25 protein-coding genes are annotated in these 25,962 nt (G+C 66.0%); 13 read left to right on the forward strand and 12 right to left on the reverse strand.

The window, feature by feature from the left end:
- The first annotated feature begins 30 nt into the window (after positions 1-30).
- From EXR94_03105 to EXR94_03115, 3 genes are read left to right on the forward strand one after another with little or no spacing between them, the layout of a single operon-like run.
- On the forward strand, positions 31-1,239 hold the full coding sequence (locus tag EXR94_03105; GenBank protein ID MSR01718.1) for a SpoIID/LytB domain-containing protein: 1,209 nt from the start codon (positions 31-33) through the stop codon (positions 1,237-1,239).
- Complete coding sequence (locus EXR94_03110; GenBank protein MSR01719.1) at positions 1,106-2,335, forward strand: Gfo/Idh/MocA family oxidoreductase; 1,230 nt, start codon at positions 1,106-1,108, stop codon at positions 2,333-2,335. The genes EXR94_03105 and EXR94_03110 overlap by 134 nt, the downstream gene beginning before the upstream one ends.
- Positions 2,332-3,597 (forward strand): DUF4105 domain-containing protein, encoded by a 1,266-nt coding sequence (locus tag EXR94_03115; protein MSR01720.1) that lies wholly within the window; start codon positions 2,332-2,334, stop codon positions 3,595-3,597. The genes EXR94_03110 and EXR94_03115 overlap by 4 nt, the downstream gene beginning before the upstream one ends.
- A gap of 2 nt (positions 3,598-3,599) precedes the next feature.
- Here the strand turns inward: EXR94_03115 and EXR94_03120 are convergent, their stop codons facing one another.
- The 3 genes from EXR94_03120 to EXR94_03130 are packed head-to-tail and all read right to left on the reverse strand — an operon-like array spanning position 3,600 to position 5,842.
- Positions 3,600-4,433, reverse strand: coding sequence for a tetratricopeptide repeat protein (locus tag EXR94_03120; protein ID MSR01721.1), 834 nt, complete (start codon positions 4,431-4,433; stop codon positions 3,600-3,602).
- A complete protein-coding gene (locus EXR94_03125) occupies positions 4,309-5,214 on the reverse strand; it encodes an MBL fold metallo-hydrolase (protein ID MSR01722.1) in 906 nt (301 codons plus the stop codon). Before EXR94_03125 ends, EXR94_03120 begins: the two co-directional genes overlap by 125 nt.
- Positions 5,165-5,842: a Crp/Fnr family transcriptional regulator gene (locus EXR94_03130; protein MSR01723.1), complete on the reverse strand. Its 678-nt coding sequence runs from the start codon at positions 5,840-5,842 to the stop codon at positions 5,165-5,167. Before EXR94_03130 ends, EXR94_03125 begins: the two co-directional genes overlap by 50 nt.
- A 105-nt stretch (positions 5,843-5,947) precedes the next feature.
- Here EXR94_03130 and EXR94_03135 point away from each other — a divergent pair, with 105 nt between their 5' ends.
- From EXR94_03135 to EXR94_03180, 10 genes are all read left to right on the forward strand, one after another.
- Entirely contained in the window at positions 5,948-6,409 is a 462-nt protein-coding gene (locus tag EXR94_03135) for a hypothetical protein (protein ID MSR01724.1), read from the forward strand.
- Complete coding sequence (locus tag EXR94_03140) at positions 6,406-6,945, forward strand: hypothetical protein (protein MSR01725.1); 540 nt, start codon at positions 6,406-6,408, stop codon at positions 6,943-6,945. Before EXR94_03135 ends, EXR94_03140 begins: the two co-directional genes overlap by 4 nt.
- A gap of 109 nt (positions 6,946-7,054) precedes the next feature.
- Positions 7,055-7,279 (forward strand): 50S ribosomal protein L31, encoded by a 225-nt coding sequence (locus EXR94_03145; protein ID MSR01726.1) that lies wholly within the window; start codon positions 7,055-7,057, stop codon positions 7,277-7,279.
- Between the two features lie 3 nt (positions 7,280-7,282).
- The gene (locus EXR94_03150; GenBank protein ID MSR01727.1) at positions 7,283-8,341 is read left to right on the forward strand and encodes a peptide chain release factor 1; all 1,059 of its coding nucleotides are present in this window, start codon (positions 7,283-7,285) and stop codon (positions 8,339-8,341) included.
- Positions 8,334-9,200, forward strand: coding sequence for a peptide chain release factor N(5)-glutamine methyltransferase (gene prmC, locus EXR94_03155; protein ID MSR01728.1), 867 nt, complete (start codon positions 8,334-8,336; stop codon positions 9,198-9,200). The genes EXR94_03150 and prmC overlap by 8 nt, the downstream gene beginning before the upstream one ends.
- The gene (locus EXR94_03160) at positions 9,197-9,550 is read left to right on the forward strand and encodes a YlbF family regulator (GenBank protein ID MSR01729.1); all 354 of its coding nucleotides are present in this window, start codon (positions 9,197-9,199) and stop codon (positions 9,548-9,550) included. The genes prmC and EXR94_03160 overlap by 4 nt, the downstream gene beginning before the upstream one ends.
- Entirely contained in the window at positions 9,550-10,194 is a 645-nt protein-coding gene (tmk, locus tag EXR94_03165) for a dTMP kinase (protein ID MSR01730.1), read from the forward strand. The genes EXR94_03160 and tmk overlap by 1 nt, the downstream gene beginning before the upstream one ends.
- Positions 10,194-11,501 carry a PDZ domain-containing protein gene (locus EXR94_03170; protein ID MSR01731.1) on the forward strand — a complete coding sequence of 436 codons (1,308 nt, stop codon included), beginning with the start codon at positions 10,194-10,196 and terminating at the stop codon, positions 11,499-11,501. Before tmk ends, EXR94_03170 begins: the two co-directional genes overlap by 1 nt.
- Before the next feature lies 1 nt (position 11,502).
- Entirely contained in the window at positions 11,503-12,063 is a 561-nt protein-coding gene (locus EXR94_03175; GenBank protein MSR01732.1) for a hypothetical protein, read from the forward strand.
- A complete protein-coding gene (locus tag EXR94_03180; protein MSR01733.1) occupies positions 12,008-12,355 on the forward strand; it encodes a DUF2520 domain-containing protein in 348 nt (115 codons plus the stop codon). Before EXR94_03175 ends, EXR94_03180 begins: the two co-directional genes overlap by 56 nt.
- On the opposite strand, the gene EXR94_03185 is transcribed toward EXR94_03180, so the two are convergent.
- The 9 genes from EXR94_03185 to EXR94_03225 all read right to left on the reverse strand — a co-directional run bounded on the left by EXR94_03185 (position 12,352) and on the right by EXR94_03225 (position 25,926).
- Positions 12,352-13,116 (reverse strand): outer membrane lipoprotein carrier protein LolA, encoded by a 765-nt coding sequence (locus EXR94_03185; protein ID MSR01734.1) that lies wholly within the window; start codon positions 13,114-13,116, stop codon positions 12,352-12,354. The two genes, EXR94_03180 and EXR94_03185, sit on opposite strands and share 4 nt — an antisense overlap.
- 3 nt (positions 13,117-13,119) lie before the next feature.
- Positions 13,120-14,160, reverse strand: a complete 1,041-nt coding sequence (gene aroF, locus EXR94_03190; GenBank protein MSR01735.1) for a 3-deoxy-7-phosphoheptulonate synthase — start codon at positions 14,158-14,160, stop codon at positions 13,120-13,122.
- Between the two features lie 6 nt (positions 14,161-14,166).
- Entirely contained in the window at positions 14,167-17,646 is a 3,480-nt protein-coding gene (gene smc, locus EXR94_03195) for a chromosome segregation protein SMC (GenBank protein ID MSR01736.1), read from the reverse strand.
- A 78-nt stretch (positions 17,647-17,724) separates the two neighbouring features.
- A complete protein-coding gene (locus EXR94_03200) occupies positions 17,725-19,179 on the reverse strand; it encodes a hypothetical protein (protein MSR01737.1) in 1,455 nt (484 codons plus the stop codon).
- On the reverse strand, positions 19,149-22,406 hold the full coding sequence (locus EXR94_03205) for a hypothetical protein (protein MSR01738.1): 3,258 nt from the start codon (positions 22,404-22,406) through the stop codon (positions 19,149-19,151). The genes EXR94_03200 and EXR94_03205 overlap by 31 nt, the downstream gene beginning before the upstream one ends.
- 2 nt (positions 22,407-22,408) lie before the next feature.
- A complete protein-coding gene (rsfS, locus tag EXR94_03210) occupies positions 22,409-22,822 on the reverse strand; it encodes a ribosome silencing factor (protein ID MSR01739.1) in 414 nt (137 codons plus the stop codon).
- On the reverse strand, positions 22,782-24,620 hold the full coding sequence (locus EXR94_03215; protein MSR01740.1) for a DegV family protein: 1,839 nt from the start codon (positions 24,618-24,620) through the stop codon (positions 22,782-22,784). The genes rsfS and EXR94_03215 overlap by 41 nt, the downstream gene beginning before the upstream one ends.
- Before the next feature lie 3 nt (positions 24,621-24,623).
- The gene (locus EXR94_03220; GenBank protein ID MSR01741.1) at positions 24,624-25,067 is read right to left on the reverse strand and encodes a 50S ribosomal protein L9; all 444 of its coding nucleotides are present in this window, start codon (positions 25,065-25,067) and stop codon (positions 24,624-24,626) included.
- The gene (locus tag EXR94_03225) at positions 25,048-25,926 is read right to left on the reverse strand and encodes a DUF2232 domain-containing protein (protein MSR01742.1); all 879 of its coding nucleotides are present in this window, start codon (positions 25,924-25,926) and stop codon (positions 25,048-25,050) included. The genes EXR94_03220 and EXR94_03225 overlap by 20 nt, the downstream gene beginning before the upstream one ends.
- Positions 25,927-25,962: the final 36 nt, after the last annotated feature.

A 25,962-nucleotide genomic window follows, 5' to 3' on the forward strand; every position in this document is an offset into this window, starting at 1 on the left:
TGCCGCGCGGCGGCCGTCCTGGCCCTCGCTATGATGCTCGGCTGCCCTCGGGCCGAAGTCGGCGGCGTCGCGGGCTTGCCCGGGGCGGCGAGTGCCGAGCCGATGGTGCGGGTTGGCATCGGCCTGCCGCAGACAGAGTTGTCCATCGGAGGCGGGGCAGGTTTGCTGCTTTCCGGCCCCGACGGCGGGGGCTTGACGGAGATTCCCGCCGGATCGAGCGCTGAGGTCAGGGGCAACGGGACGACGGTGCGGGCACGGGTCGGCGGCCTCAGCACGCCGGCGGGAACCGTGCTGACCGTTCGCTCGGTTGACTCGCTCGGCTACATCCGGGTCAACGGCCGAGACTATCGGGGATCCTTGATGGTGTCGTCGACACCGGCCGGTGTGCTGGCCGTGAACTTGGTGTCGCTCGAAGACTACGTTGCCGGCGTGGTGAACGCGGAAATGGGCCGCCGCCCTGCCGGCGACAGTCAAGCGGTGCGAGCTCAGGCGGTCATTTCGCGAACCGTCGCGATGCGGGCGCTGGGGCGATATCGGGTCAGGGGCTATGACGTCGTTAGCACCATCTCCGATCAGGCCTATGGCGGTGTCATGACGGAAACCGGGGCCGGATGGGCGGCGGTCCGGGCAACCCGGGGCGAGGTGTTGATGTTTGGCGGGACCGTGATCGAGGCATTCTTCCACTCGACCTGCGGGGGCAGCACCGAGGCGGTGGATGAGGTGTTCTCGGGTGCGGCCCAGCCCTATTTGCAGTCGGTTTCCGATCGAAGCCCGAGCGGAGCGGTGTATTGCGCGCTGTCACCCCGGTTCCGATGGCGGGAGGAATGGACCGGCGACCAGTTGGCCCGGGTGGTCCGGGAGAACGCCCGGCTCCTCGGGGCAACCGCCGAAGCCATCGGATTCCTCGGCGACCTCCAGATCGGGGGCCGATCGCCATCCGGACGGGTGAGCGACCTCGTCATGGTTGCCGCCGGACGCATGGTGCCGATCGTCGGGCAGCAAGTCATCCGGCAAGTGTTCCGGACCGGGGATGGCGGCTGGCTTCGAAGCGCCCAGTTCTCGATTCAGGCGAGTCGGGGAGGGGGCCGGATCGTCCGCCTGGCCATTGACGGCAGCGGGAACGGTCATGGGGTCGGGATGTGCCAGTGGGGGGCCATTGGCCGGGCCCGCTCGGGGGCCGGCTACCAGGCGATCCTCGCCGCTTATTTTCCGGGTACGGAGCTCCGCCGCCTTTATTGAGGGTCCGCCAATGACCAGTGTTCGTCGTTCCGGGCCCCATGCCCGTCCGTCCGCCGCCTCGCCCCGCTCGCCTGAACTCGAAGGGCTCCAGCCCCCGCTCCGGCTTGGCATCATCGGGGCTGGTGCGATCGTTCAAGTGGCCCACCTGCCGGTGCTGCGGAAGACCAAAGCGGTCGAGCTGGTGGCGCTGTGCGATTCGGACTTGGTCAAAGCTCGGGCGTTGGCCGAGCGAACCGGGATTCCGAGCGTTTACGATGATTTCGAGGATCTGCTCCAACATGAGCGGCTGGAGGCCGTTCTGATCGCGACGCCGAACCACCTGCATGAGTCGCACATTGTCGCCGCCCTCTCGGCCGGGCTCCATGTGCTGGTCGAAAAACCGATGGCGCTGACGTCGACCGGGGCCCAGAAGATCGTCCGGATGGCCGAAAAGCGAGATCGGGTGGTCATGGTCGGGATGACCCACCGATACCGGCCCGACGTGCAGGCCGTCCGGAGCTTCGTGCAGGCGGGGGAACTTGGTCAAATCACCAGCGTTCGGGCCAGTTGGCATCTGGCCAGACCGGCCCGGACCCCCCTGGGCTGGCGGGAAAAGCGGAGTGAGTCCGGCGGCGGCGTCATGCTCGATTTGGGCCTCACGATGGTGGACTTGGGCCTCTGGCTCGCGGGGAACCCTGTCCCGGCGCGGGTGAGTGCCAGTCTCAGCCGGCCGAGCGGGGAACGATCGGTCGAGCAGTCCGGCAGCGCCATGGTGGTATGCGAAAACGGGGCCTCGATCTTTGTCGATGTCACCTGGCGGCATATCGGGGAAGGGGAGCGGTTCGGGGCCGGCCTGCGGGGCTCGAAGGGCTCCGCCGGGATCAACCCGCTCCACGTGTGGAAGGAAATCCACGGCATGGCGCACGACGTATCGCCGACGGGCTCGTTCAGCCGCGAGAATGCGTTTGCCGCGTCGTTCCGGGCCCAATGGGCCCACTTCCTGGCGGCGGCCGGCGGCCGGATAGCCATGCCGTCCCTTGATGAGCAGGTCCAGGTTCTCAAGGTCATCGAGGCGATCTACCGCTCCGACGCCGACGGCCGAGACGTGTTGCTGTGATCGGGTTCATCCGGGCAGCGGTGTTCACCCTTGGTACACTCCAAGCGGCCGGACCGAGCCCGAGTACCCAGTCGGCGTCGGTGCCGGAGAGCGGGGACGAGCTCACCGTCTATCTCCTGACGTTTGAACCTGGTGGATTGGTGTGGGAGCGGTTCGGTCACAACGCCTTGTGGATACGTGACAGGCGGTCTGGCGTGGATTGGGCCTACGACTATGGCCGATTTCAGTTCGGCCAGACAATCAGCGGTGTGTTCCGGTTCGCCGGCCGATTTGCCGCCGCGGATCTGCGTTACTCGATGGGTGACGGCGACGCGCGGAGTTACCTCGCGGGGTACCAGCGGGCTGGTCGCTCGATCTGGTCGCAGGAACTCGATCTGCCCCCGGCAGCCCGGCTGGCGCTCCGAGATTTTCTCGTGTGGAACGCCAAGGACGAGAACAAGTATTACCAGTACCACTACTACCTCGACAACTGTTCGACCCGGATTCGCGACGCCCTGGATCGAGTGCTCGCCGGGCAACTCAAGGCCTGGGCTGAGTCGACCACCACCCAGATGACCTATCGGGACCATACCCGGCGAACCACCGAAAACAGCCCGACGACCTACACCCTGTTGATGCTTGGTCTCGGCCAACCGGTGGACCGGGCGCTGTCACCTTGGGAGGAGATGTTCCTCCCCATCATGCTCCGGCCGTACCTCAACCAGCTGACGGTTGCCGATCCGGATGGGCGCCGGCACCCGTTGGTCCGGGAAGAGCGTCATCTGGTCGAGAGCAACCGTTTCTCGGTTCAGGACCGGCCGTCGAACTGGACGCTTCGATACCTGGTGGTCGGGTCGGTGTTTGGGGGCATTCTGGTCGGGCTCGGGCGGTTAGGGCGGCGTTCCCTGGGTGGTCGGTTGGGATTCGGGGTCGTCTCGGTCGGTTGGGCGGCCGGGTCCGGGCTCGGTGGAGTGGTCTTGGTCCTGCTGTGGGCGTTGAGCGACCACCGATTCAGCTACTGGAACGAGAATGTCCTCCAACTCAACCTTGCGGCCATGGCGCTGGCGTTGGTATTGCCTCGGGCGATCTGGCGAGGGCAAGCCCGGTACGGCCAGGGGGTGAGGCTGGCCGCCGTCATGGCGGCCAGCTCAGCTCTCGGACTCATTTTGAAAGTCCTACCCCAGATGGGACAGAACAACCTGGAGATGATCGCCCTGATCCTCCCGGCACATTTGGGCGTCTGGTTGGGTCTTCGGGCGCTCGGACCCGGTCCGTCAGCGTAGCGTCAGCCGCCCCGAAGCCGCTTCAGGCCATCGCGCGCCTCGGCGTACTCGGGGAACGCCTTAATCGCTTGATCGTAGAATTCAATGGCCCGTTGCTTGTCACCCTGGTCCTGGTAGAGCAGGGCCCGGCTATAGAGGGCCACCGCTTCGGTCGGAACGTTCCGAGCGCGGACGGCCTGGGCCTTCGCGGCCGGTAGGGGCGAAAGTTTGGCCCCGTCCATCACCCGCTCCCCAACCGACTGAATGACCCGGAACATCTGTTTTCGATCGGTGAGCTTCGGGTCACTTTTGACAACCTTGATGATCTCGCTCGTTTCGACATCGATGATCCGGGCGTCGATCCGAAAATCGCCGTACAGGTCGATGAACGTCCCGGCAATCATGTAGCGGGCGCCGACCAGCTTGCCGAGCCTGGCGGCGGTCTGCGCGTCGACACTGTTGGAAGCGGTGAGGCCATGCTCGTCGAGCAACTTCTGGATTTGCTCCCGGTCAACCAGCCGGATCGCCGGATTCTGGGAGAGCTCCGAGAGGAGCATTCCGGCGATTCCCTTCCGGAGGGCCTCGAAGTCCTCTTTATCCTTGCCGTAGCTTCCGCCGTTTTCAAAGGGAAGCACTGCCACGCCGGGCCGAGTGTCTTGGGCGTGGGCCACTCCGCCGACCGCGGTAGCCAACAGCAGTATCAGAGCAATCCGTCGCATCGTGGTCCTTCGGTTAGCAACTGAGGACGATGTCCTCAGCTGCGATGACCAACTCGAGAGTGCCACCCAGGCGCTCCCGACACTGCACCGCCTCGTCCAGAAGTGCCTCGAGCGCGGCGTCGTCATGCTCGGGGTCATGGTGGAACAGGACCAGCCTTCGGACCTCGGCTTCGAGCGCCAACTCGGTGGCCTGCGCCGCGCTCGAGTGGCCCCACCCGAGCCGAGAGGCAACCTCGGTTTCGGAATACATCGCGTCATGGATCAGCGTATCGGTACGATGCAAGAAGCGGACAAGTTCCGGCCTGATTCTGGCTGCCTCGGCTCCAGCTAACTCGTTGTCGGTCAAATAGCTAACCGAAGGGCCCCCGGCGGCGGGCCGGATTCCGAATCCAAGAGTTGGCGCCGGGTGACAGAGCGAGACACTTTGGACGGAAAACCCCGGTGTCGAAAACTCTGGGGACTTGATTTCGTCCACTTCCAGCGCGGCGCCAATGGCTGTCAGCGGTACCGGAAAGACCGCTGGGGCCATCTGGGACCGAAGGGTCGTTGCCAGCGGCGCGCCGGCGGAGCGGGGGCCGAGAATTCGGATCGCGTTGCCGGCGGTGTAGAGCGGGCTAAAGAAGGGAAGGCCCTGAATGTGATCCCAATGGGTGTGGGAGAGGAGCACCACCAGGTTTTGGGCGGTCTTTGCGGACCAGTTCAGGTGTTTGCCGAGGGGACGAATGCCGGAACCGGCGTCGAGGATCAGGCGATGCCCTTGGCCATCCTCGATCGTGACGCAGGGGGTGTTTCCGCCGTACCGGACGGTTCGAGGCCCCGGCGTCGGGATCGACCCGCGAGTGCCCCAAAATCGGATCGAGAGCGGCACCCTACCCCCGCCGGGCGGCCGTTCGAAGTTGATCGGGATCTTGGATGACAATTTCCTTCCGGTTCATGACGATGACCCCCCGAATCGCGAGGCTTCGCATCGTTCTGGACACGGTTTCCCGGCTGGCACCGACCATCTGAGCAATGGTGGCGTGGGTCATTTTCCTGGTAATCCGGTTGCCACCTTCTTCGCGGGCCATGCCGAGGAGGAGATGGGCGATCCGACCGTTGACGTCGAGCAGGGCGAGGCTCGCGATAGTCTCATCGGCCCGGCGAAGCCGGCGGGAGAGTTCCCGGAGCATGGCGATCGCCAAATCGGGCGAGGCCCGGAGCCGGCTCCGAAAATCATCCCGGCGCAGTTGCCACAAACTGGCATCCGTCATGGCGATGACGTGCGCCGAGCGGGGTTCGTCATCGAGGAGGGCCATTTCGCCGAAGAACCTGCCCTCGGTCAACACGGACAGGATGACTTCGCGGCCATCTTCTCCGAACACGGCGACCTTGACCTGTCCGTCGGCGATGAGGAAGAGGGTATCGCCGGGGTCGCCCTGGGTCACGATCACGGTGCCCTTGGCCAGCACGCTCTCTCGGAGCAAGCCGGCCAGCGCCAGGAGTTCCTCTTCGCCGAGATGGCGGAAGAGCGGGATCGCCTTGAGGAAGTCAGAGCTCGGGATGGACATCGATCCAGCATAGGGTATGGCGGCTGGGCTCGCAAGCCGACGATGGAATTTCGAAGATCCAGCGGGTCACGCGCCGGTCACGCCGATCAGGCATATCCTGGCACGATGAGACACTTCTTTGCGATGACCTGGCTGATGCTCGGTGTGGGCATTTCCGCCGCGGCAGCCCAGTCCACTCCGGTCGAACAGGCGCTCGGGCGGCTCAAGACCGGCGACCGGCTCAAGGTGGAGGTGCCCGGCGCCGTGTGGGTCGGAACCTACCAGCGCTTCGGGGTCGGCGAACTCCTGGTAGCCAGGGATTCCGCGGTGGAGCGGCTGGCCCTCGATCGGGTAACCGGACTCTGGGTGCGGGGCAGGGCGACGAAGATCGGCGCCATTGTCGGGGCGGTTGCCGGGGTTGGGGCGGGGGCCTTTCTTGGTCTGATCGTGGCTAGCGTTGGTGACGCCGACTGCCCAAGCCAGGCAGCCGGTCTGGCGGCGGGTGGCCTGTTGGGCGGAGCCGCGGGCCTCGGACTGGGGGCGATCGTGGGCGCAGCCATTCCTCGGTGGAAACGGATCTTTCGGTGAGGGCGGTTGGAAGGCTGGTGGTCGGTTTGGGGACGGTGCTGGTGCCGGTGGCCAATGGGCAATCGGTGGGATCGGTATCCCTTGGCGCGGTGGTCGGAGCCCGGGTTCAGGGGCCAGTGCAGGAGGCGGTCTTCGGGGGCCACGGCAGCTTCGGCTTCGAGTCTGGCCGCTGGTTCCTGGGTCCAGAGTACAGCGTGACGCACGGCGCAGCGACTCGGACCTGGGCGGTTGGCCTAGTGGCCCGGGTTTCCTGGCCCGGCGAGCGGATCAGGCCGTTTCTCGTGGCGGGAGCCGGAAGCTATCAATGGAGCAGCCGCTATTCGTACCAAGTGCCAAGCGGTCAAACGGTGACCGATTGGGCTGGGCTCGGCTATTTCTCCGGTAGCATCGGGGCAGGAGTCGAGCTTGGCGCGGCCCGGAGCCGACTCAGTCCGCGCCTGGAAGCTCGGTACCATACCAACCTCCAGCGGTCCGATATCGGCGCGGGAGGCCTGGGCTTGGTGACGGCGGCGGCCGGGCTGCGGTACCGGCGGTAGGGGCCTGACCGGACCCTTGCTCGACGACCCCACGGCCGCTACATTTATGGGCTTACCGGGAAGGGACCAAGTTCTTCCCGGGCAACGGTTTAGCCGCAGGAGTCCGGACGTGAAGCCGAATCTGCATCCGATGTACAACAAGATCATGACCAAATGTGCGTGCGGGAACACGTTCGAAACCCGCTCCACCTCGGCCGCGATCAGCGTCGAAGTTTGCTCGGTCTGCCATCCCTATTACACCGGCAAGCAGCGCTTGCTCGACACCGCCGGTCGGGTTGACCGGTTCCGCCGGAAGTACGGGGCCGCGGAGGCTCAGCCAGCCGCGAAGGAGTAGCCCGTGGAGGCCAAACTCCGCCAGGTGATTCAGCGGGCGGAGGAGGTCGAGCGTGAGTTGTCCGAGCCGGACCTCGCGAAAGATCCTGCCCGGTTGACCGCCCTTGGGCGCGAGCATTCTCGACTCGCGCCCATTGTGCGTCTTGGAAAGCAGTATCTGCAGTTGCATGACGAACTGGCCCAGGCCAGGGAGTTGATCGCGTCTGATGATCCGGAAATGTCGGCGTTAGCGTTTGCCGACGCCGGGGGCCTGCAGGTCGAGATGGCGGGGTTGGAAACCCGGTTGGAAGACCTCCTGGTTCCACCGGACCCGCTGGAAGACCGGAGCGCCATCCTCGAAATCCGTGCCGGTACCGGGGGCGATGAGGCGGCCTTGTTTGCCGCGGACCTCCTTCGGATGTATACCCGGTTCGCCGAGCGCAACGGTCTGAAAGTCGAACCGATGTCGGTCAGCGATGGAACGTTAGGCGGAATCCGGGAAGCCATCGTGGTGGTTAAGGGCGTCCAGGCGTATGGCTTGCTCCGGCGCGAGTCCGGCGTTCATCGCGTCCAACGGGTCCCCGCGACGGAAACCCAGGGACGGATTCATACCTCTGCCGCGACCGTGGCGGTCCTTCCCGAGGCGGAAGAAGTCGATGTGAAGATCGATCCGCAGGACCTCCGGATCGATGTGTTTCGGTCCTCGGGACCCGGCGGGCAGAGCGTCAACACGACCGACAGCGCCGTCCGGATCACCCACTTGCCCACCGGGCTCGTGGTCTCGCAGCAGGATCAGAAGTCGCAACTCCAGAACAAACTCAAAGGGATGGAAGTGTTGCGGGCGCGGCTCCTCGACAAGATGATCTCCGAACAGGAGTCAGCCCGGGCCCGCGATCGGAAGGCGATGGTGGGAACCGGAGACCGATCGGGGAAGATCCGGACCTATAACTATTCCCAGAGCCGGGTGACCGATCACCGGATCAACCAGTCGTTCCACAACCTCGCGGAAATCCTGGACGGCCGACTCGACGAATTGGTCAAGGCGCTCCGGCTGGCCAGCCGCGAGGAAGCAGCCGATGGCTGAGGGCATCATGGAGCGCCGGTTGACCGTCCAGGGTGCCCTCGATGCCGCGACGGAGACATTGGCCAAGGCCGGGATCGAAGGTCCCCGACGCGATGCGACTCGCCTCCTGGGTGATCTCTTGGATCTGACTCCGGCCGAGGTGATGTTGGAGCGCGGGTCGGTGATCGAGCCCGACCGGCGCCGCTGGATCAACCGGGCGGTGGAGCGGCGGGCGGCGGGCGAGCCGCTGGCCTACGTCACCGGTATCACGGGCTTCCGGACTTTGGTGCTCCGCTCGGATCCGCGGGCCCTGATTCCGCGCCCCGAAACCGAAGGGATCGTCGACCGGGCGCTCGCGCTCGCAGCCGGGGGCGTTGCGCTGGACGTGGGCACCGGCACCGGCTGTCTGGCGCTCTCGCTCCGGGCGGAGGGACGGTATCAGCGGGTATTCGCCGTGGACATCGACCGGAAGGCGCTCGGCTTGGCCGATCACAATCGCCGCCATCTTGGGCTCGAGATCGACTTGGTGCTCGGCGACCTCGGCACGGCGGTGGCTTCGGGGTCGGTTGATTTGGTGGTGTCGAATCCACCCTACGTATCCGAGTCGGAGTATGCGCAATTGGGGCCCGAGGTTCGGGACTTCGAACCGCGGCTCGCGCTGGCCAGTGGGGTGGACGGACTGGACGCGTCCCGACGGTTGCTTCACGATGGACTCCGCGTGCTTCGGCCCGGAGGATGGATGATCATGGAGGTCGCTTCGGCCAGGGGTGAGGCGCTCCACGGCTTGGCGTACGCACTGGGTTGGCGCGACCTCCGCGTCGACGAGGATCTCTTTGGGCGGCCGCGGTACTTGGTAGCGCGGCGGGAGGTGGGAACATGATTGAAGAACGGGCAACGGAATTGGGCCGCCTCATCGGCCAATCGAACGAGTATCAGGCCATGCGGCGGGCTGAAACGGCCATGAAGAGCGACCCGGACATCGTGGCCAAGCTCGACAGCATTCAATCGTTGGCCAAACGGATCGATCAACAGGTGGCCCAGGGCCAGATGCCAGAGGAAGCCACCACGACCGAGTACGAAGAGGCGGTCCGGGCTCTCGAGTTGTCGGTGGTGGGCCAAGCGTATGTCGTGGCGCGGGCCAACTTCGATAAGCTGATGGGCCGGGTCAACCAGCAAATCGCCGCCGGGATGGAGCGAGGGGCAACGAGCAGCATCATCACGTTGGGATAATGGCCGGTTTCTTTGTAGTGCTCGAAGGACCGGAAGGGGCCGGGAAGACGACGCTGGCCCAGGACCTCGGTCGTCGGTTGCTGGCGGTTGGCCTGGACCCGCTGATGGTTCGGGAACCCGGCGGGACTCCGGCCGCCGAGGCCTTGCGACACGAGTTGCTCCACGACGGCCGAGCCTGGACGCCGGACGCGGAACTGCTCTATATGTGCACCGCTCGGGCGGATCTCGTCGCCAAACTGATTCGCCCGGCGCTCGACCGGGGCCGAGTCGTCGTGTCGGATCGATTCGACCTCTCGACTCGGGCCTACCAGGGCGCCGGTCGGGGGCTCCCGATGGCCCATGTCGATTGGGTCAACCGGGCTGCAACGGGGGGGCTCACCCCAGATCTGACCGTGGTCCTCGACGTGCCACCGGAGGTCGGCGAGGTCCGCCAGCTCCAGCAGGGCAAGGTTCGTGACCGCCTCGACCGGGAGTCCTTGGATTTCCATCGCCGGGTCCGCACCGCCTATCACGAGGCGACCGGGCCCGGATTGATGCATCTGGACGCCACGGTCTCGCCCGCGATGCTGTCCGAACGGGTGTGGGAAATCCTCGGCAGCGTCCGGGCCGATCTCTTCGGCACCGGCGGGAAAAAGGCATTGTGATGCGGCTCAAGTGGGTCGGGTTGTTCGTGGTGGCCGTCGGGACCTTCTTGGCCGGCGGGTGGCTGCTTCGTCGAGGGCTCGCTACCATGGGCAGCGGTGAGGCGGCGGCCGGGTCCTCGGCACCTTCGATGTCACCGACTCGGCTCTTCTCCGCCGTGCTCGAAACGGTTCGGGGCTACGCGGTCGATTCGTTGGATGAATCCGGGGTCTACCGGCTGGCCACCTCGGGGGTATTGGGCGAGCTACCCGATCCCTATGCCGCGCTGGTATCGGCCGCTGATACGGCCCAGTCGGATCGGATCGGGGCCCGCCCGGCCCAGGGTGTGTATCTCGACCGAGTGGAGGATTTTGTCGAGGTGGTGGCGGTCGCTCCGGGATCGCCGGCCGCTGCGGCCGGCATTCGTCCGGGTGACGCCGTCGTTCGAGTGGCGGAGACCACGGTGGAGAACCGGCGGCCGGAGGAGCTGATTCGGCTCATCGATGGCGACTCCGGGACCTCGGTTCGGATTCGGCTGGGCCGCGAGGGTCAGTCGGCTCCCCTTTGGGTGACGATTGCTCGCGGGCCGGTTCCCGCCCTGCCGGGCCCGACGTCGGCCGGCGACGGATCCATCGTCCAGGTCCGAATCCGCCAGATCGATCAGGCCAGCGTGGCGATGCTCCGCGCCGTGGTCGATTCGGCGGTCATCGCCCGGGGCCGTGGGGTCGTGATCGATCTTCGCGGGGTCGTCGAGGGGTCGTTGGCCGACGCCGTCGCGATGGCCGATGGGTTGCTCGATCAAGGGGAGCTGATCGTGACGGTGCGGGGCCGGAGCGGCACCGACTCGGTCCGGTTCCGAGACCAGAGTCCGACGACCACCGGGACCGTGCCGCTCGTGGTGCTCGTCGATCGGGCCACCGCCGGTGCCGCCGAAGTGGTCGCGGCCGCGCTCCAAGACCACGACCGGGCCGCCATCGTCGGCGAGACGACATTCGGGCGCGGCGCGCGGCAATCGTACTTCCCGCTGGCCAATGGGTCGATTCTTCGGCTCACCACGGCCCTCTGGATTACGCCGAGCGGGCGGACGCTGCAGCGGTTCCGGTTGCCGGCGACTACCGACGCCCCAACCGACAGTGTGCCGCCGCGGCCCCGATTCAAGACCGATGCCGGCCGCACGATCCTCGGCGGCGGGGGCGTCGTTCCCGACCGCGAGGTGGTGGTCGGCGTTGAGCCAAGCCGGGTCAGCGATCCGGCGCTGGAGCTAGCCCGACGGCTGCTGTCCGGGGCGAAGACCCGGCAGGCTCTGATCGCGGCGCTCGACCCGTCCTGAGGTGGCCGGCCTCCCATCGATTGCCATCATCGGGGCGGGTCGCCTGGGACGAACCCTGGGCGAGCGCCTGGTGGGCGAGGGCGCCCGGGTCCGGTATGTCGTCCGCCGAGGTGGCCGGAACCTTCCGGCGCCTGGGTTCCTGGACGATGACCCGGCGGCGTATCGGGGGGTTCGGTGGATTTTGGTCGCCACGCCCGACGACCAGATCTGGGCAGCCTCCCGGCGGCTTGCCGATCTCGACGTCGTTGGTCGCCGCCACGTGGTGCTGCACCTTTCCGGTGCGCTCGACCAAGCTGCCCTGAAACCGCTCCGGCTCACGGGTGCGGCACTCGGGTCCATGCACCCCCTCCAAAGCGTGGCCGTGGCCGCCGCGGCGATCAACCGCCTTCCGGGCTCGTTCGCCGGATTGGAGGGCGAGGCCAGGGCGATTCGAGCCGGCCGCCGGTTAGCCACCGTGCTGGGCCTGATTCCGGTGCTCCTGCCGCCCGGATCCAAACCGGCCTACCATGCGGCCGGAACGTTCGTGTCGACCTTCCTCGGGGTCCTTATCAGCTGGCGGTAGGCCTGGTGGAGCGGGCAGGTATCGCGCCCAAGCATGCCCGAGTGATGTTCTTGCCGCTCATGGAAGGGGCAATCGACAACTTGCGGTTGCTGCCGCCGCGCCACGCGCGATGACGGGGGCCGTCCGTCGAGGGGATGTGGCCACGATCAAGGCGCATCTGGCGGCGTTGGCGAAGGCGGGTCGGGAACTGTATGTGTTGCTGACCCGGCGGGCTGTGGCGTTGGCTCGGACGTTGCCGCTGCTGCTGCTGCCGCGGCTGGCGGAGATGGAACGTCTCCTCGCCGGCCGTTAGGCCGGTGCGGCCACGACCTTGACGCCCTTCGGAACCTCGAACTGGAATGTCGCTCGCGATACCGGGCTATTCGGCCGGAGCCGGGTCAAGATCAGGGTCCGGCGAGCTCCGCCGCCCTCGTCGAGTTCGATGCGCCTCGGCAGGGCGTCGTCGGTGCCAAGCCAGAGCCGGGCTTTCCGGAACGGGACGCTCTTCGAGGTTGGGACCAGGTCGATGACGTCTTGGGATCGGCCGCCGGTGTTATCCCGCTCGACATAGGTGGCCCGATATCGGTTCTCCGGCCGATCCAGCAGGATGGCCAGGAGGTTGACGCCATAGACCGGGTCGTTCGGCAGGGGCGACCGAAACACGACGTCAGGCGAGGTGCTTGGCGTATAGGTCCAGATATACTTGCCGTCGACCACCACGGCCTCACCGGCGGGGTCGGTGAACCGCATCGCCAAGAAGTTGTTCCCCGATTGGGTGACCGTCCCCCGGCTCACCAGGGTATCGCCCTGGGAACGGTCCTCGATGGTTTGGACGAAATCCGCTTGGAGCGATCCGAGGTTCCGGTAGATCCGGCCGGCCCGCCCGATGATCGCGGCGGCGTCTTGGGCCCCGGCTGGGGCCGCGGAGCCAAGGGCCAAGAGGACCCCGAGGGCGGCGCCCCCGGCGCGTGCCTTCCAGGAATGAACGGGGCAGGGTTCCACTGATGCTCCCGAATGATTGGCCCCGGAATAGCGGACCCCCAAGAGGACGATCGCCGAGCGGTTGGTCAACACCGCTTACCGCGCCGCCGCCGTGAAGCCGGCGGCGGTTCGGCCGAGGACCTGAGCGAGGGCGCGAACCTCGTCCATCAGCAGGTCGAACTGTTCGGGGTAGAGGCTCTGGGCTCCGTCGGAGAGCGCCTGGTCGGGCTGGACATGGACCTCAACGAGGAGGCCGTCCGCTCCCGCGGCGACGGCGGCCCGGGCCATCGGTCGGACCATGGCTCGGCGTCCGGTTCCATGGCTCGGATCGGCCATGATCGGCAGATGCGAGAGTTGCTTGATGGCCGGGATGACATTGAGGTCGAACACGTTTCGGGCGGTTGCATCGGCCCCCCGGATGCCCCGTTCACATAGCACGACGTTGGGATTGCCCTCGGCCATCAGATACTCCGCCGACATCAGCCACTCGGTGACCGTGGCCGACGGACCTCGTTTGAGCAGCACCGGCTTGCCGCAGCGGCCGGCCCGCTTGAGGAGGCTGAAGTTTTGCATGTTGCGGGCGCCGATCTGGACGATGTCGGCGATGGCGGCCACGGCGTCGAGTCCCTCGTCGTCCATGGCCTCGGTGACGATCAACAAACCCGTGGCATCCCGGACCTGACGAAGGAGATCGAGGCCCGCGGTCCCGAGTCCCTGAAACGCGTAGGGTGAGGTGCGAGGTTTAAAGGCCCCGGCCCGAAGGGCCACGGCGCCGGACCGTTTCACGGCCTCGGCGGTTCGAAAAATCTGGGTCTCGCTTTCGACCGAGCACGGGCCGGCCACGACAAAAAGATCGGTTCCCCCGATCGCCAGGCCGTGCGGAAGTTGGATGACGGTCGGGTCGGGCCGCCAGTCTCTGGCCACCATCCGGTATGGCTTGGTCAGGGGTACGATCTCTTCCACCCCGGGCAGCGCCGCGAACCGGGCGCTATCGATCTGGCCGTCGTTGTCGACAATGGCCATGGCCCGGCGGCGGAGCCCTGGAATCGGCTGGGCGCTCGCCCCCAATTCTTGGACCAGGGCCGCCACCCGTTGCTCGTCGGTGGCGGACGCATCGGCACGAAAGAGGATCAACATGGGTCGTCAGGCAGCGGCCTTGTCCTGGCCGCCCAACCGGACTCCGACGATCGTGGAGACGCCCGGCTCCTGCATCGTGACGCCGAAGACCGCGTCGGCCGCCTGCATGGTCCGGGGATTGTGGGTAATCACGACGAACTGGGTTCCGGTCTTGAACTCGTGCAGCAAGTTAGTGAACCGGCCGACGTTGGAGTCGTCGAGCGGCGCATCGACTTCGTCCATGAGACAGAAGGGGCTCGGCTTGGTCAGATAGATGCTGAAGAGCAGGGAGACCGCCACCAAGGTTCGCTCCCCGGAACTCAACAAGTGAATCCGCTGGGTCTTCTTGCCGCGGGGCGCGGCGTGGATCTCGATCTCGGCTTCAAGCGGGTCGTCGCTGTTCGAGAGCTTCAGGCTGCACTCGCCGCCGCCGAACAAGGTGTCGAACACCCGCTGGAAATTGGCCTGCACCGCCACGAAGGTTTCGAGGAACAACGTTTTGGCGGTCCCGTCGATTTCCCGGATGGCCTGGAGCAGCGATTGACGGGCGGCGACCAGGTCGTCGCGTTGGGCGGTGAGGAACTCAAGCCGCTTGGTTTCCTCGGCGTGCTCTTCGACCGCCAACGGGTTGATCGGCCCGATGGCCTCCAAGCCCTGAACGATTCGCGAGAGCTCGGGTTCGAGCGATTCCCGGTCGAGGTCGAGCAACTGAACCCGGGCCATCAACTCTTCGACCGGGGATCGCCATTCCGCCTCGATCCGGTCGACGATCTTGCCGCGAGCCCCGGCCATCTCGGTCAGCTCGATTTCGAGCCGGTGGAACTCTTCGCTCGATGAGTCGACCTCATCCCGCAGGGCTTGGACGGTCTGTTGGGCAATTAGCAGGGTGGCTGACGCCGCCGCCAGCGTTCCTTCCGCGGTGGCCGAATTGGCTTCGAGTTCCGTCAGCGCCATCTGGCGCTCGTGTCGCTGCTCCTGCCATTCGGCATGCTGGGCCGCCAGGGTGCCGGCTTCTTGATCGAGCTGGGCAATCTCGTGCTGGAGGGATTCGGCGGCCTGCCGAGCCAACGTGATCGTCTGGTTGGCCCGGTCGAGCCGGTCGGTCGTGGCCCGGAGCCGAGCGGCGACATGGGCCTCTTGGACCTGCCAATGGACCCGTCCCTCGCGAGCGGCCTCCTGCTCGGCTTCGAGCGTGGCGAGGGTGGACCGGGTCGATCCGAGGGCTTCGTCCTGGTGTGCTCGGGCGATTTCGCCGTCGCGGAGAGCGGAGCCGACCTCGGCCTGGCGCTGGGCCGACTTTTCGATCCGGTCGTTGATCCGCCCGAGTTGGTTGTCGGCCTCCTGGCGTTCCCGGCCGAGGGTCATCAGCAGGCGCTGGCTGTCATCCCGGCTGACGACCGCCTGGCGCTCGCGTTCGCGGGCCCGTTCGACGACGGATTGCGACTCGGCGGCCATCCGCTCGCGGTCCACCAGTTGCTCGCGGGTGGCCGTGAGCCGGCTGACGACCTCGTGAAGGTGCGCTTCTTGGGAGCCGATATCTTGGCTCAGCGCCACAAGGTCGGCGCGGCGCCGGATCGAGCCGGACGGGGCGGCGGTTCCCGTGAGGAGGACCGCGCCGGAGGCCCGCTTGAGAACCCGGCCGGACGGATGGAGGACCTCAGAGCCCTTCAAGAGCGCATTGATCCACGCCCCGGCCGGCCCTTCGGCTGACAGCCGATCGGTCAGGGGATGGATTCCGCTGAGGTCGGTCTGGGGGCCGGGTTCGACCGGCAGGAGCACTAGGGCGCCCGGCTGGGCCTCTTCGTACCAAGGATGGATCGCGGTGATCGTGGCCCAGTCGCGGACCAGCACGGCGTGCATCCACTCGCCGAGCAACCGCTCGGCCAACTCGGCGTCCTCCCGGGTCGTGTTGATGAAGTCGCTGAGAGGGCCGAGGACGCCATCGCCGAAGCGCTCCTTGGCCGCCAACAGGGCCTGAGCGGCGGGGGCGAGTCCGACGCGGTCGCGCTCCAACTCCTCGAGCGCTTGGCGTCGGGCGGTGAGTTGGGCAAGCGATTCCTCGGCTTGACGCCGCTGGTCCCGCTCGGTGGCCTCCCGTTCGCGGGTCTCGGCCACGGCGTGCCGGGCCCGGTCGGCCGCGGCGGTGGCCTGGAGCGTCTCATGGACCTGGGTCGCGGCTTCCTGCTCGGCGGCTGCGGCCCGGGTTTCGGCAGCGACAAAATCTTGAGCCAGGCCGGCGCAATGAGCCTGTTGCTGGGCCAAGTTGTCGCGGAGGGTCGCCAGATCGCGGTCGAGGGCCGTCCGCTCGCCCTCAAGGGCCCGGAGCGCTTGCGCCCGAGCGTGGACCGCCTCTTCGAGGCGGCGAACGTCGTCACGATGACTGATGAGGCGGTGGCGGACTTCCTCTTCGACTTGGGCCCGGCTGACGAGATGCTCCTGAATCTGGCCGTGTTCGGTTTCGGCCAAGGCGCGGTCCGCCGCGGCCTGGTCGCGTTCCACGGCCGCTTGCTCGGTCCGGACTTCGACCTGCTGGCGCTCCTCTTCGTCCCGGTCGCGACGGGCCCGGGCATGGGCCATGCGTTCGGCCGCCACGGCGAGATCCCCGTCGAGTCTACCTAACGCGAGCTGCACGTGGGCCAGTTCGCGGCCCACGATGGTCCGGTGCTCCTCGGCGCGGGTTCGATCGGCCGAGCCGACGTCCTGATGCTGGGTGGCACCGGCCAGCCGCTCTTTGAGATCGGGCAGGACGGTCTTCAGTTGGTCGTGGCGGGCCTCCATTCCGGCGGCTCGCTCGGACAGTTCTTCCAGGAGGCGATGCGCCAAGGTCAGCTGCACCGAGAACTTTTCCTCCCTCAACTTGGCATGACGTTCGGCTTTCCCCTTTTGCCGGGCCAAGCTCCGAATCTGGGACTGGACCTCGGCGAGGAGGTCCTCGAGGCGCTGGAGGTCGGTGGCCGTCTCTTCCAGGCGGCGTTCGGTGCTGTGTTTCCGGTCGCGGTAGAGCCCGATGCCGGCGGCCTCTTCGAAGAGGGAACGCCGCTCGTCGGCCCGGTCGGACAGGAGCAGATCGATCATCTTGGCTTCCATGACCACGCCGGCATCGCTGCCGAGGCCCGTGCCCCGGAGCAGATCGTTGACATCGCGGAGGCGGACCGAGCTCTTGTTGATGAAATATTCGCTGCCGCCCAAGCGAGTCATTCGCCGGGTGATGACCACCTCGTTGTAGGCAATCGGAAGGTCGCCGGCCGTGTTGTCGAGGAAGAGTGAGACTTCCGTGACGTTGACCGGGCGGCGGTTGATCGAACCCTGGAAGATCACATCTTCCATTTTTCCGCCCCGCAGCAGCCGGGCTGACGTTTCGCCCAAAACCCAGCGGACCGCGTCCGCAACGTTGGACTTGCCGCAGCCGTTCGGCCCGACGATCGCGGTCACCCCATGGTCGAAATTAAGCGTGACGGTATCGGCGAACGACTTGAAGCCGGAGAGCTCAAGCTTGAGCAGTTTCATGTGGGTTCCGAGGAGAACGGGAGCGAGGGGCGGCCGAGCCGCACCGGGGCAAAAATAGCCGGGGTAGTAACGGTGCGGCTACTGGCGAATCGGCGGGTTGGTCAGGACGAAATACGGCCGTCCGAGTTTCCGGCCGGTCTCCTCTGCGGCCTCCCGGGTACCGTAGGGCCCGACGATGACGCGATAGCCTTCGTCGGGCGTGGTCGGGTCGATCACTTTGGCGGGAAAGCCGGCGTCGGACAACTGCTTGGCAAAGTCCCGGGACCATTCGGCGCTTTGGGAACTGCTCACTTGGAGAAAGAGCCGATCCGCGGTCGTCGGGTCGGGGTCTGTGGCCACCAGCAGGCTGTCCTGGGCAACCAACGCCGACTCGGCTGCGGCGGCCGCCAAGGTTTGGCGGTCCCGCGGGAGCCAAGTGGTGACCGCCCACCGGTCAACGCCGCCGCCAGGAATTCGGCCGATCTCGCGGGCCGGTCCAATGAGGGAGACGGCTACTAAGTCGCCCTCGTTCCGGCCGAGGAAGGTGGCGGCGCCGGCCACGGTCGGGAGGTCGTCCTCCCAGCTGGCGGCGACCGTGCCGACGAGCCGATTGGTGGCCAGATCGACGACCCAGACACTGTCGCCGGAGGCCGGACGCCCAAGGAGCCAGCGACCGGAGGCGTCCGTGCGGATCGTGGCCGGCCGGCCTGGGAGCGCGATGGAGGCGATGCGATCGAGCGAGTACCGGTCGACGACATCGATGGTCGGGTCCTCGTGGGTCACATAGAGTCGATGGGCTGAGGGACTAAACGCCACGTGCTGCGGCCGGGCCTTGAAGGCCAGGGATCGGACCCCGAACGGCTCATCGGTTTGATAGAGCCGGACGCCCTCTGGGCCGGCTACCGCGATGAGGTCTCCCCAGTAGGTCGCCACAACCTCTCCCTCGGGAATCTCCACGGCATGAACCTGTCGTTCCTGCGACAGGACAATGAGGCGCCGGGGCTTGGTGCCGAGCACCGCCAGGTATCGATCGCCCAAGGTGCCGGTGTGGAACGTCGGCGTGACCGGCAAGGCGGTCTTGTAGAGGCTCGGGATTCCGGCCAGGTACCGCGAGATCCGCCGCCCTGGCCCGAGGACGTAGAGGTTGCCGTTGGGTACCATGGTGGCGGACTCGACGCCGGCCGCCAACGGCCGGAACCCGCGTGATTCAAGATCAATCGCAAACAAGTTTTTGGCGGTATCAACCGCCCAGAGCAGCCGGGCTTCCGGGTTGATCCCGACGAGGTCCCGGATCCTCGGAACCGAAGCTCGGCTGCTCCAAATCGGGGTGTCGAGGCTCTCGGGGTTGAACGCCTCCACGAGCCCGCCGCTTTCCGGCAACCGGATGACCGAGACTTGTCCGCCGACTGCCGGAAGGTCCGGCGGGGATGCGAAATCCGCCGCCGGGCACCCCGCCAACGACACCAAGCCGGCGATCAGGGTGATGCCCCTGATCGCCGGCCATTGGCGTGGTCGATTGGATACTAGAAGGTCGGTCCGAGACTGATCGTCCACACCCCACCTAGGCCTCTGCGTTGGAGCGGCCGGGAGTAGTCCAGCCGAAGGATGAGGAAGTTAAGGAGGTTCGCTCGCAGGGAAACCCCGTAGCTGGTCAACGGGACTCGGGTACAGGTGCCCACCAATTCTCCGGTCTGCGGATTGCGGGCGCACGCGTTGGATTGATTGGCGGGTCGGTTCAGGGCCACGGTCATGCCCTTTTCCCAGAACACCCCGGCGTCATAGAACACCGCCGCTTCGATGGCTCCCGGAAATCCGCGCAGGGGAATGAATCCGAGCCCGCCGGCAATCAAGGGGAACCGGATCTCGGCATTGAAGACCGCGGCCCGGGTGCCGATCAACTCATCGAACGACGAGCAGCCGGTAATCGACTGCTGGTCGTTCGCATCCAGACATTCGTTCTTTCGGAACGAGCCCGCCGTGTAGCCCCGGATCAGCTCGGTATTCCCGCCGTAGAATCGGAATCGGCTCTCGTCGCGCCCCATCCGGCCGTAGAACATTCCCCGGGTGGCGAGAACGACGTTGCCGATCAGCCGGTCGTATCGACGCATATCAGCGGTCATCGATGTGAACTTCCACCCTTTGCCGATCACCTCGAGGTTCTGGCCGATCTCGAAGCGGGCCCGGCGGCCGAGAAACGGGCCGACGTAGGCGGACAGGGAGTTGTCGTAGACGTAGGCCATCGAGGGCTGAAGGTAGGTGATGCTTTCGAGCCCTTTCGTCTCCAGGCTCGGTTGCCGGCTCGGAACGCCGCTATTGGCGAAGTACGGTTCTCTGATCTGCAGCAGGTCGTCGCGGATGTTGGCGAAGGAGACACTCCCCTCGACCCGGGCAAACCGGCTGAACGGGTAGAAGAGCTGCGCCGACACGTCCCGGAGCACCAAGCGCCGGATGCTGGTGACGAAGGTATTCTCGTCCGCCGACGGGCCCGGTTCGATCGAGCTGTTGTCGTAGAAGAAGTAGGGCTGCTGCTGGACCCCGAGGGCCCAATTGAGTCGCTTGCTCAGGTTGACATACTGGGCCACGAACTGGGTTTCCGGGAGCCGGCCGTTGAGCGAGGCCCCGAACACCAACTGCTGATTGGAGAGCATGTCGCCAAGGACAATGGTGGCCGAGCCCGTTACGCCGCGGCCGAAGTTGTCGCGGACATAGCCGATCGTCGGGCGGGCGACGTACTCCGGTTCGAACTTGGCCTTGTAGGGGCGGTTGATGAAGTCGGTCGTGTCGGGTGTCTTGATGTCGACGGAGTCGAGCAGTTTGGCGATGGTGACCGGCGCCGGCGCCCGAAGCGAATCCGGAACCGGGGGCAGTGAGTCGGTCCGGCGAAAACCGGTCGGTCCCCGGTAGACCGCGCTGGAGGCCAGGACCTCGGGTGACTTCGGCGTGCCGGGCGTCGTGGTGTCCGCCGCCGGGAGAACGAAGCGGGGAACCGGCTGCGCCTGTACCAGCACCTGCGGCGCCGAGTTCTGGCTGGGCTGCCACGGGGCTTTCTTCAGCGACCGGGGATTGGCCAGAGAGTAGACATCGTACTTGCCTTGCTCGAAGTACACGAACGCCATCCGGTCGGCACCCCGTGACCACGACAGCACCGGCGAAAGCGGCGTGATGCCTTGAACGCCGGTATAGAAATCGGTGATTTGATAGACCTGACGGTCCTGGAGGTCGAACAGGAACAGGTTGGCGACTTCATCCCGGTCCGATACGAAGCCGATCGACTGCCCGTCCGGGGCCCACTGGGGGCTGGAGTTCCGGCCTTGGTCCATGCCGGGGAGGACTTCGATTTGACCGCTTTCCAGGTGGAGCAGCGCCAGCCGCAGGTCGCCCCACTTGAGGGCCACGAAATCCGTCTTGGGGCCGCGGTCGGTCGAGAAGGCGATGGTCTTTCCGTCGGGGGACCATACCGGGTGAAGGTCGGCGTACTTGTCGTTGGTCAGCCGGCGAAGCCCGGTGCCGTCGATGTTGATGAGGTAGAGATCGGAGATCCCGCCGTCGAGCCCCGTAAAGACCAACTGCTTTCCGTCCGGGCTGAACGTCGGTGTGGTGACGCCGGCCAACGGCACCGAAATCCGGCCGATCTGTTTGTTTCGCGCCGGATCGACCAACACGATGTCGTCCTTGCCACTTCGTTTAGCGGCGAAGACCAACATCTTGCCGTCTTCCGACCAGGCGGATGACGAGTTGAAGTAGCGAAAGCTCTCGTAGTTGCTGGAGAAGCTCGATTTGAGCAACCGTTTGATCGGCTTGCCGGTATTCCCGTCCGCCATCCAGAGGTCGACGAAGAAGAAATCCTTCTCGCTGAAATAGGCGACCCGCGATCCGTCGGGTGACAGGGCCGGGGCAAGGTGCCAGGTGCCTTCCGCGATCTTCTGGGTCAGCAGGGGGGTGGACATGGTCCGGGCCTTGACCCGCTTGCCGATTTCCGGCAGGTACTGCTTGGTCACGGCGTCCTGCCACTGGACCACCAACTGATCGAAGGTCATGCCGAGGACCCGTCGGAGCGCCACCTCGAGCCCGCCGCCGATGGCGTTCTTGGTGATGGCCCCGATCGCTTCGTCGCCCCACCGCTGACCGATGTACGTGATCAGAGCGTGCCCAAACTGGTAGGGAAACACCTGCAGAAAGTCGTTCGCGGTCGGGAGCTTGCCTTCAATGGCGCCGTCGCGGAGCCACATCGCCGTCTTGGTGTCGATCGGACCGAGCGAGAAATACTCGGCCATCCCTTCGCCGAACCAGAGCGGGGCATTGGCGCTCAGGATGCCTTGGATCCCGGCACCGCCCCGGCCGCGCGTCCAGATGTCGAACTGGAACTGGTGGGCCATTTCGTGCGCGAGGACATGCTCGTTGTCGGCATAGGAGCCGGAGAGCGGAAAGGTATTCCGATGCCGCAGGAAGTCGGTGAAACCGCCGGTGCCTTCGTCGACGTCCCCGCCACCCAGGTTGGTCTGCTGGAAGTCGCTGTGCGAGGCATACAGAATGATCGGCTTTCGTTCCTCGAACTCATGGCTGAGGACTCGCGAAAGCCGGGCGTATGACCGTTCGGCCATCCGGGCAATGTCGAGGGCGGCCGGTCGCTCGCTCTCGTAGTAGTAGACGTCGAAGTGCTCGGTCTGAATGATCTTGAAATCGAACCGGCCATACTGCACCCGGTTCCGGCCGAAATACTGGGCTGACAGCAGCCCCGGCACCAGGATCAATCCAAAAAGCAACGAGGCTAGACGACCCATGGTCAAACCTTTCGTTCGGGCGCCGGAGTGAAACTTACCACCGGCGCGTCGTTCCAGAGCCGCTCGAGCTGATAGAAGCCGCGAGCTTCCGGGTGGAATACATGGACGACGAAATCAAAGAAATCGAGCAGAGCCCAGCGCCCGTGTTGGAGTCCCTCGACATGGTGCGGCTGGAGTCCGAGGGTAGCCATCCGATCGAGGATCGAGGCGGCCACGCCCCGGACGTGGGCGTCGGAGGTTCCGCTCGCCACGACGAAGTAATCGGTCGAATCCGAGAGCCCTCGTAAATCGAGGGCCACGATATGCTGGGCCTTCCGGTCATCGGCCGCTTCGAGAGCGGCCTGAATGACGGCGGGCAATCGCTTCGTACGGACGTCAACCACGAGGTTCCTTGGTTTGGTGCTCGGGCGTACCATCTTCAACCTGATAACAGACGGCCCAAGCACCCGGGCCGGCGTGGGTGCCCAGCACTCCGGTTGCCAGCGAGACAAAACAATCCCGGGGCTGGTACGCGGCCACCAAGGCCGTCCGCAACCGCTCAGCCGTGTCGGGGCTCTGGGCGTGGGCAACTCCAAATCGGACGGTCTTCGGACGAGGCGTAAGGGCCCGGTCGACCCATTGGAGAACCCGGGAGACCAACTGCTCCCGACCCCGGACTCGGTCGATCGGGACGACCCGGCCCGCCGGGTCGAGCGAAAGGATTGGCTTGACGTCGAGCATCCCGGCCAACCAAGCCTTTCCTTTCGATACCCGACCGGAGCGCAACAGGTTCTCATAGCGATCCACCGTTAAGAACAGCCCCGACTGGGACCGTACCCTTTCCAGCTCTCTGACAATTGCTTTTGCGTTCCACCCTGACTCCGCCAGCTCAGCGGCCCGGAGGGCCAGCATTCCAAGCCCGAGCGAGGCCGATCGGCTGTCGAAGAGCTCCACATGCTCGAGGTTGCCCACCCGGACCGCCGCCTGGCCGGCCTGAACGGTACCCGAGAGCGCCCCGGACAGGAGCACGGCCACCACCTCTTCGGCTTCGGCGAGCCCTGATCGGAACGCCTTGACGAACTCACCCGGCGTGGGCTGGGAGGTCGTCGGCAGGGCCTTGGCGCCGCGAAGCTTCTGATAGAACTCCTCGGGCTTGAGTTCGACCCGGTCGCGAAAGGTCGTGTCGCCAAAGGTGACCTGGAGTGGAATTAAACTAATCCGGTGCCGGTCGAGTACGGCATCCGGAAGATCGGCCGAGGAATCGGCCAGGATGGCGACCGGGCGGCGGTCGTCATGGCTGAGCGCCCGGTGCTGGGCCCGCATGTCGTCGGCCTTCCGGCTGGCGATCGTGCCCCACTTGCCGACGGCCGTGTAGACAGCCTCGGGGGTATCGGTGTGGACATGGATCTTCAGGATGTCGCCGATCTGGGCCACCACCACCGACCCGCCGAACTGGTGGAGCAGGGTCCGAACTTCGTTCGATGGTGGGAGCTGCTCGCCGCGGATGATGCACTCGGTGCAGAACTGGTAGCCGCGCTCGGCCGAGACGGTAAACTCCGCGGCCGGGTTGAAATCCGTGGTTGACTCGGAGGCGACGACCGCGAGAATCGGGTCGCCTTCGATCAGGCGGACGACCCCCTCGAGCATCCGAACGAAGCCCTTGCCGCCGGCGTCCACCACGCCGGCTTCCCGCAAAACAGCCAGGAGCGAGGGGGTTCGGGCCAGGGCTTCCTGCCCTTCGGCCAGCATCTGGCGCATGAACTCCGCCATGTCGACGCTGGTTTCGGCGGCCTTCTCGGCGGCCGACGCGGCGTCCCGGGCGACGGTCAGAATGGTGCCTTCCCGGGGTTCGTCGAGTGACGAGTACAGGGCGTCGGCGGCCCGCCGAAGCGCTTTGGCCAAGTCGGGCGCGGTTGCGGTGGCCCGGTTGCCGATCGACTCGGAAAAGCCCAGGAGGAAATGGGCCAGCATCATGCCCGAGTTGCCCCGAGCGCCAAGGACCGCGGCCCGGGCCGCGACTTGGGCCGTCTCGCCCAACGGGGTGTCGCCGCGAGCTCGGAGCGCGTCGGCTACGGCCCTGAGCGTCAGGCTGAAATTGGTTCCGGTGTCGCCATCAGGCACTGGAAAAACGTTCAACCGATTGATTTCATCCCGGCCGGCCTGGACCCAATCGGCCGCCGCGTACATGGAGCGAGCCAGCCTCGGTCCGTCCACGTACGCGATGCCGATGGGCATGGGTTACTCCGACTCCACCGTCACTTTGAACTCGGCCCGGACTTCGGCGTGGAGCCGAACCGCGACGGCATGAACGCCGAGTTGCTTGAGGGGATGCTCGAGTTCGATCTTCCGCTTGTCGATGGCGAAGCCGATCTTGGCGAGCGCATCGGCGAGATCACCGGTCGTGATCGAACCGAAGAGCTTGTCGCCCTCGCCGGCTTTCGCTTTGAGCGTCAGGTGAGCGGCGCCGAGCTTGGCGGCCAAGTCGGCGGCTTCGGACTTCTCGGCCGAGTGCTTCGTCAGCCGGGCGCGCTGCTCGTGCTCGATCCGCTTCTTGTTTCCCTCGGTGGCTTCGAACGCCAACCCGCGGGGCAAGAGGAAATTCCGGCCGTAGCCAGGTTTGACCTTGACCAAGGCCCCAGCCTTGCCGAGGCCTTTGACATCTTCACGAAGAATGACTTCCATCGGTGTTACCTCCGTCGGGAACCGGACGGTTCCGGAAATCGAGCCAGGTATCAGCCAGCCCAAGGGTGACGAGCGTTCCCAACGCAATGGGGAGCGCGAGGACAGCGAATGCCAACATCAGAAGCTTGCCAGGCAGCGGCCAAGCCCGGGACGCGTGCCGGGCCACGGCGAGCCCGCGGGCCCCGTAGAGACCGACCCAGATGACCAACAGATTCTCGGCGATCCGGCCGGTCGGTTCGCCGAGCGGCACCAGCGCCAAACCGAGCGTAAGGATAGCACCCCAAATGAGGTGATCGTTGAACCGAAACGCCCGGAACCGGTCGGGTGGCGGGGGGAGCGGGCGGCTGGCGATCCGGTGGTACCAGCGCCACGAGAGACCGAGGCCCAGGAGGGCCTGGAGCGCCACCATCCCCGGGAAGAGCCGGGCAACCGATGCGGCCGATTCCTTGGCCGCGGCCACCTGATCGCCGGCCGCCCCTTGGAGCCAGAGGTCGACCGAGCGACGGATCTGATCGGCGATGGCCGTGTCGACCGGGCCGAGGTCGATGGCGTACCAGAGAATCCAGGTGGCCAGACCGGCGGCGCTCACTCCGACCACGATCAGGCCCCGGACCACCGTCGACAACCTGGGTAAGAGGTTGGCCACGACGACGAACGCCGCGGCCGACAAGAGGCCGGCCGTTCCGATCAACCGAGAGGGCAAATCGGCCCGGCCCATGTCGAGAACGAGCTTGAGGCTGCCGCCTCCCGCCAACAGGATCCAAATCCATTCCCGGGACGTTTTCGGGCCGGAAAAAGCCAGGAGTAAGGCCAGGGGAGCCAATAGAAAAAGTGGTGGCGCCAAGAACAGAAACGCCACCACCAGAAATGCGGTCCCGAACGCGGGGCGCTGCCC

The sequence above is a fragment of the Gemmatimonadota bacterium genome (assembly GCA_009692115.1).
In the GTDB taxonomy this organism is placed as follows: domain Bacteria; phylum Gemmatimonadota; class Gemmatimonadetes; order Gemmatimonadales; family GWC2-71-9; genus SHZU01.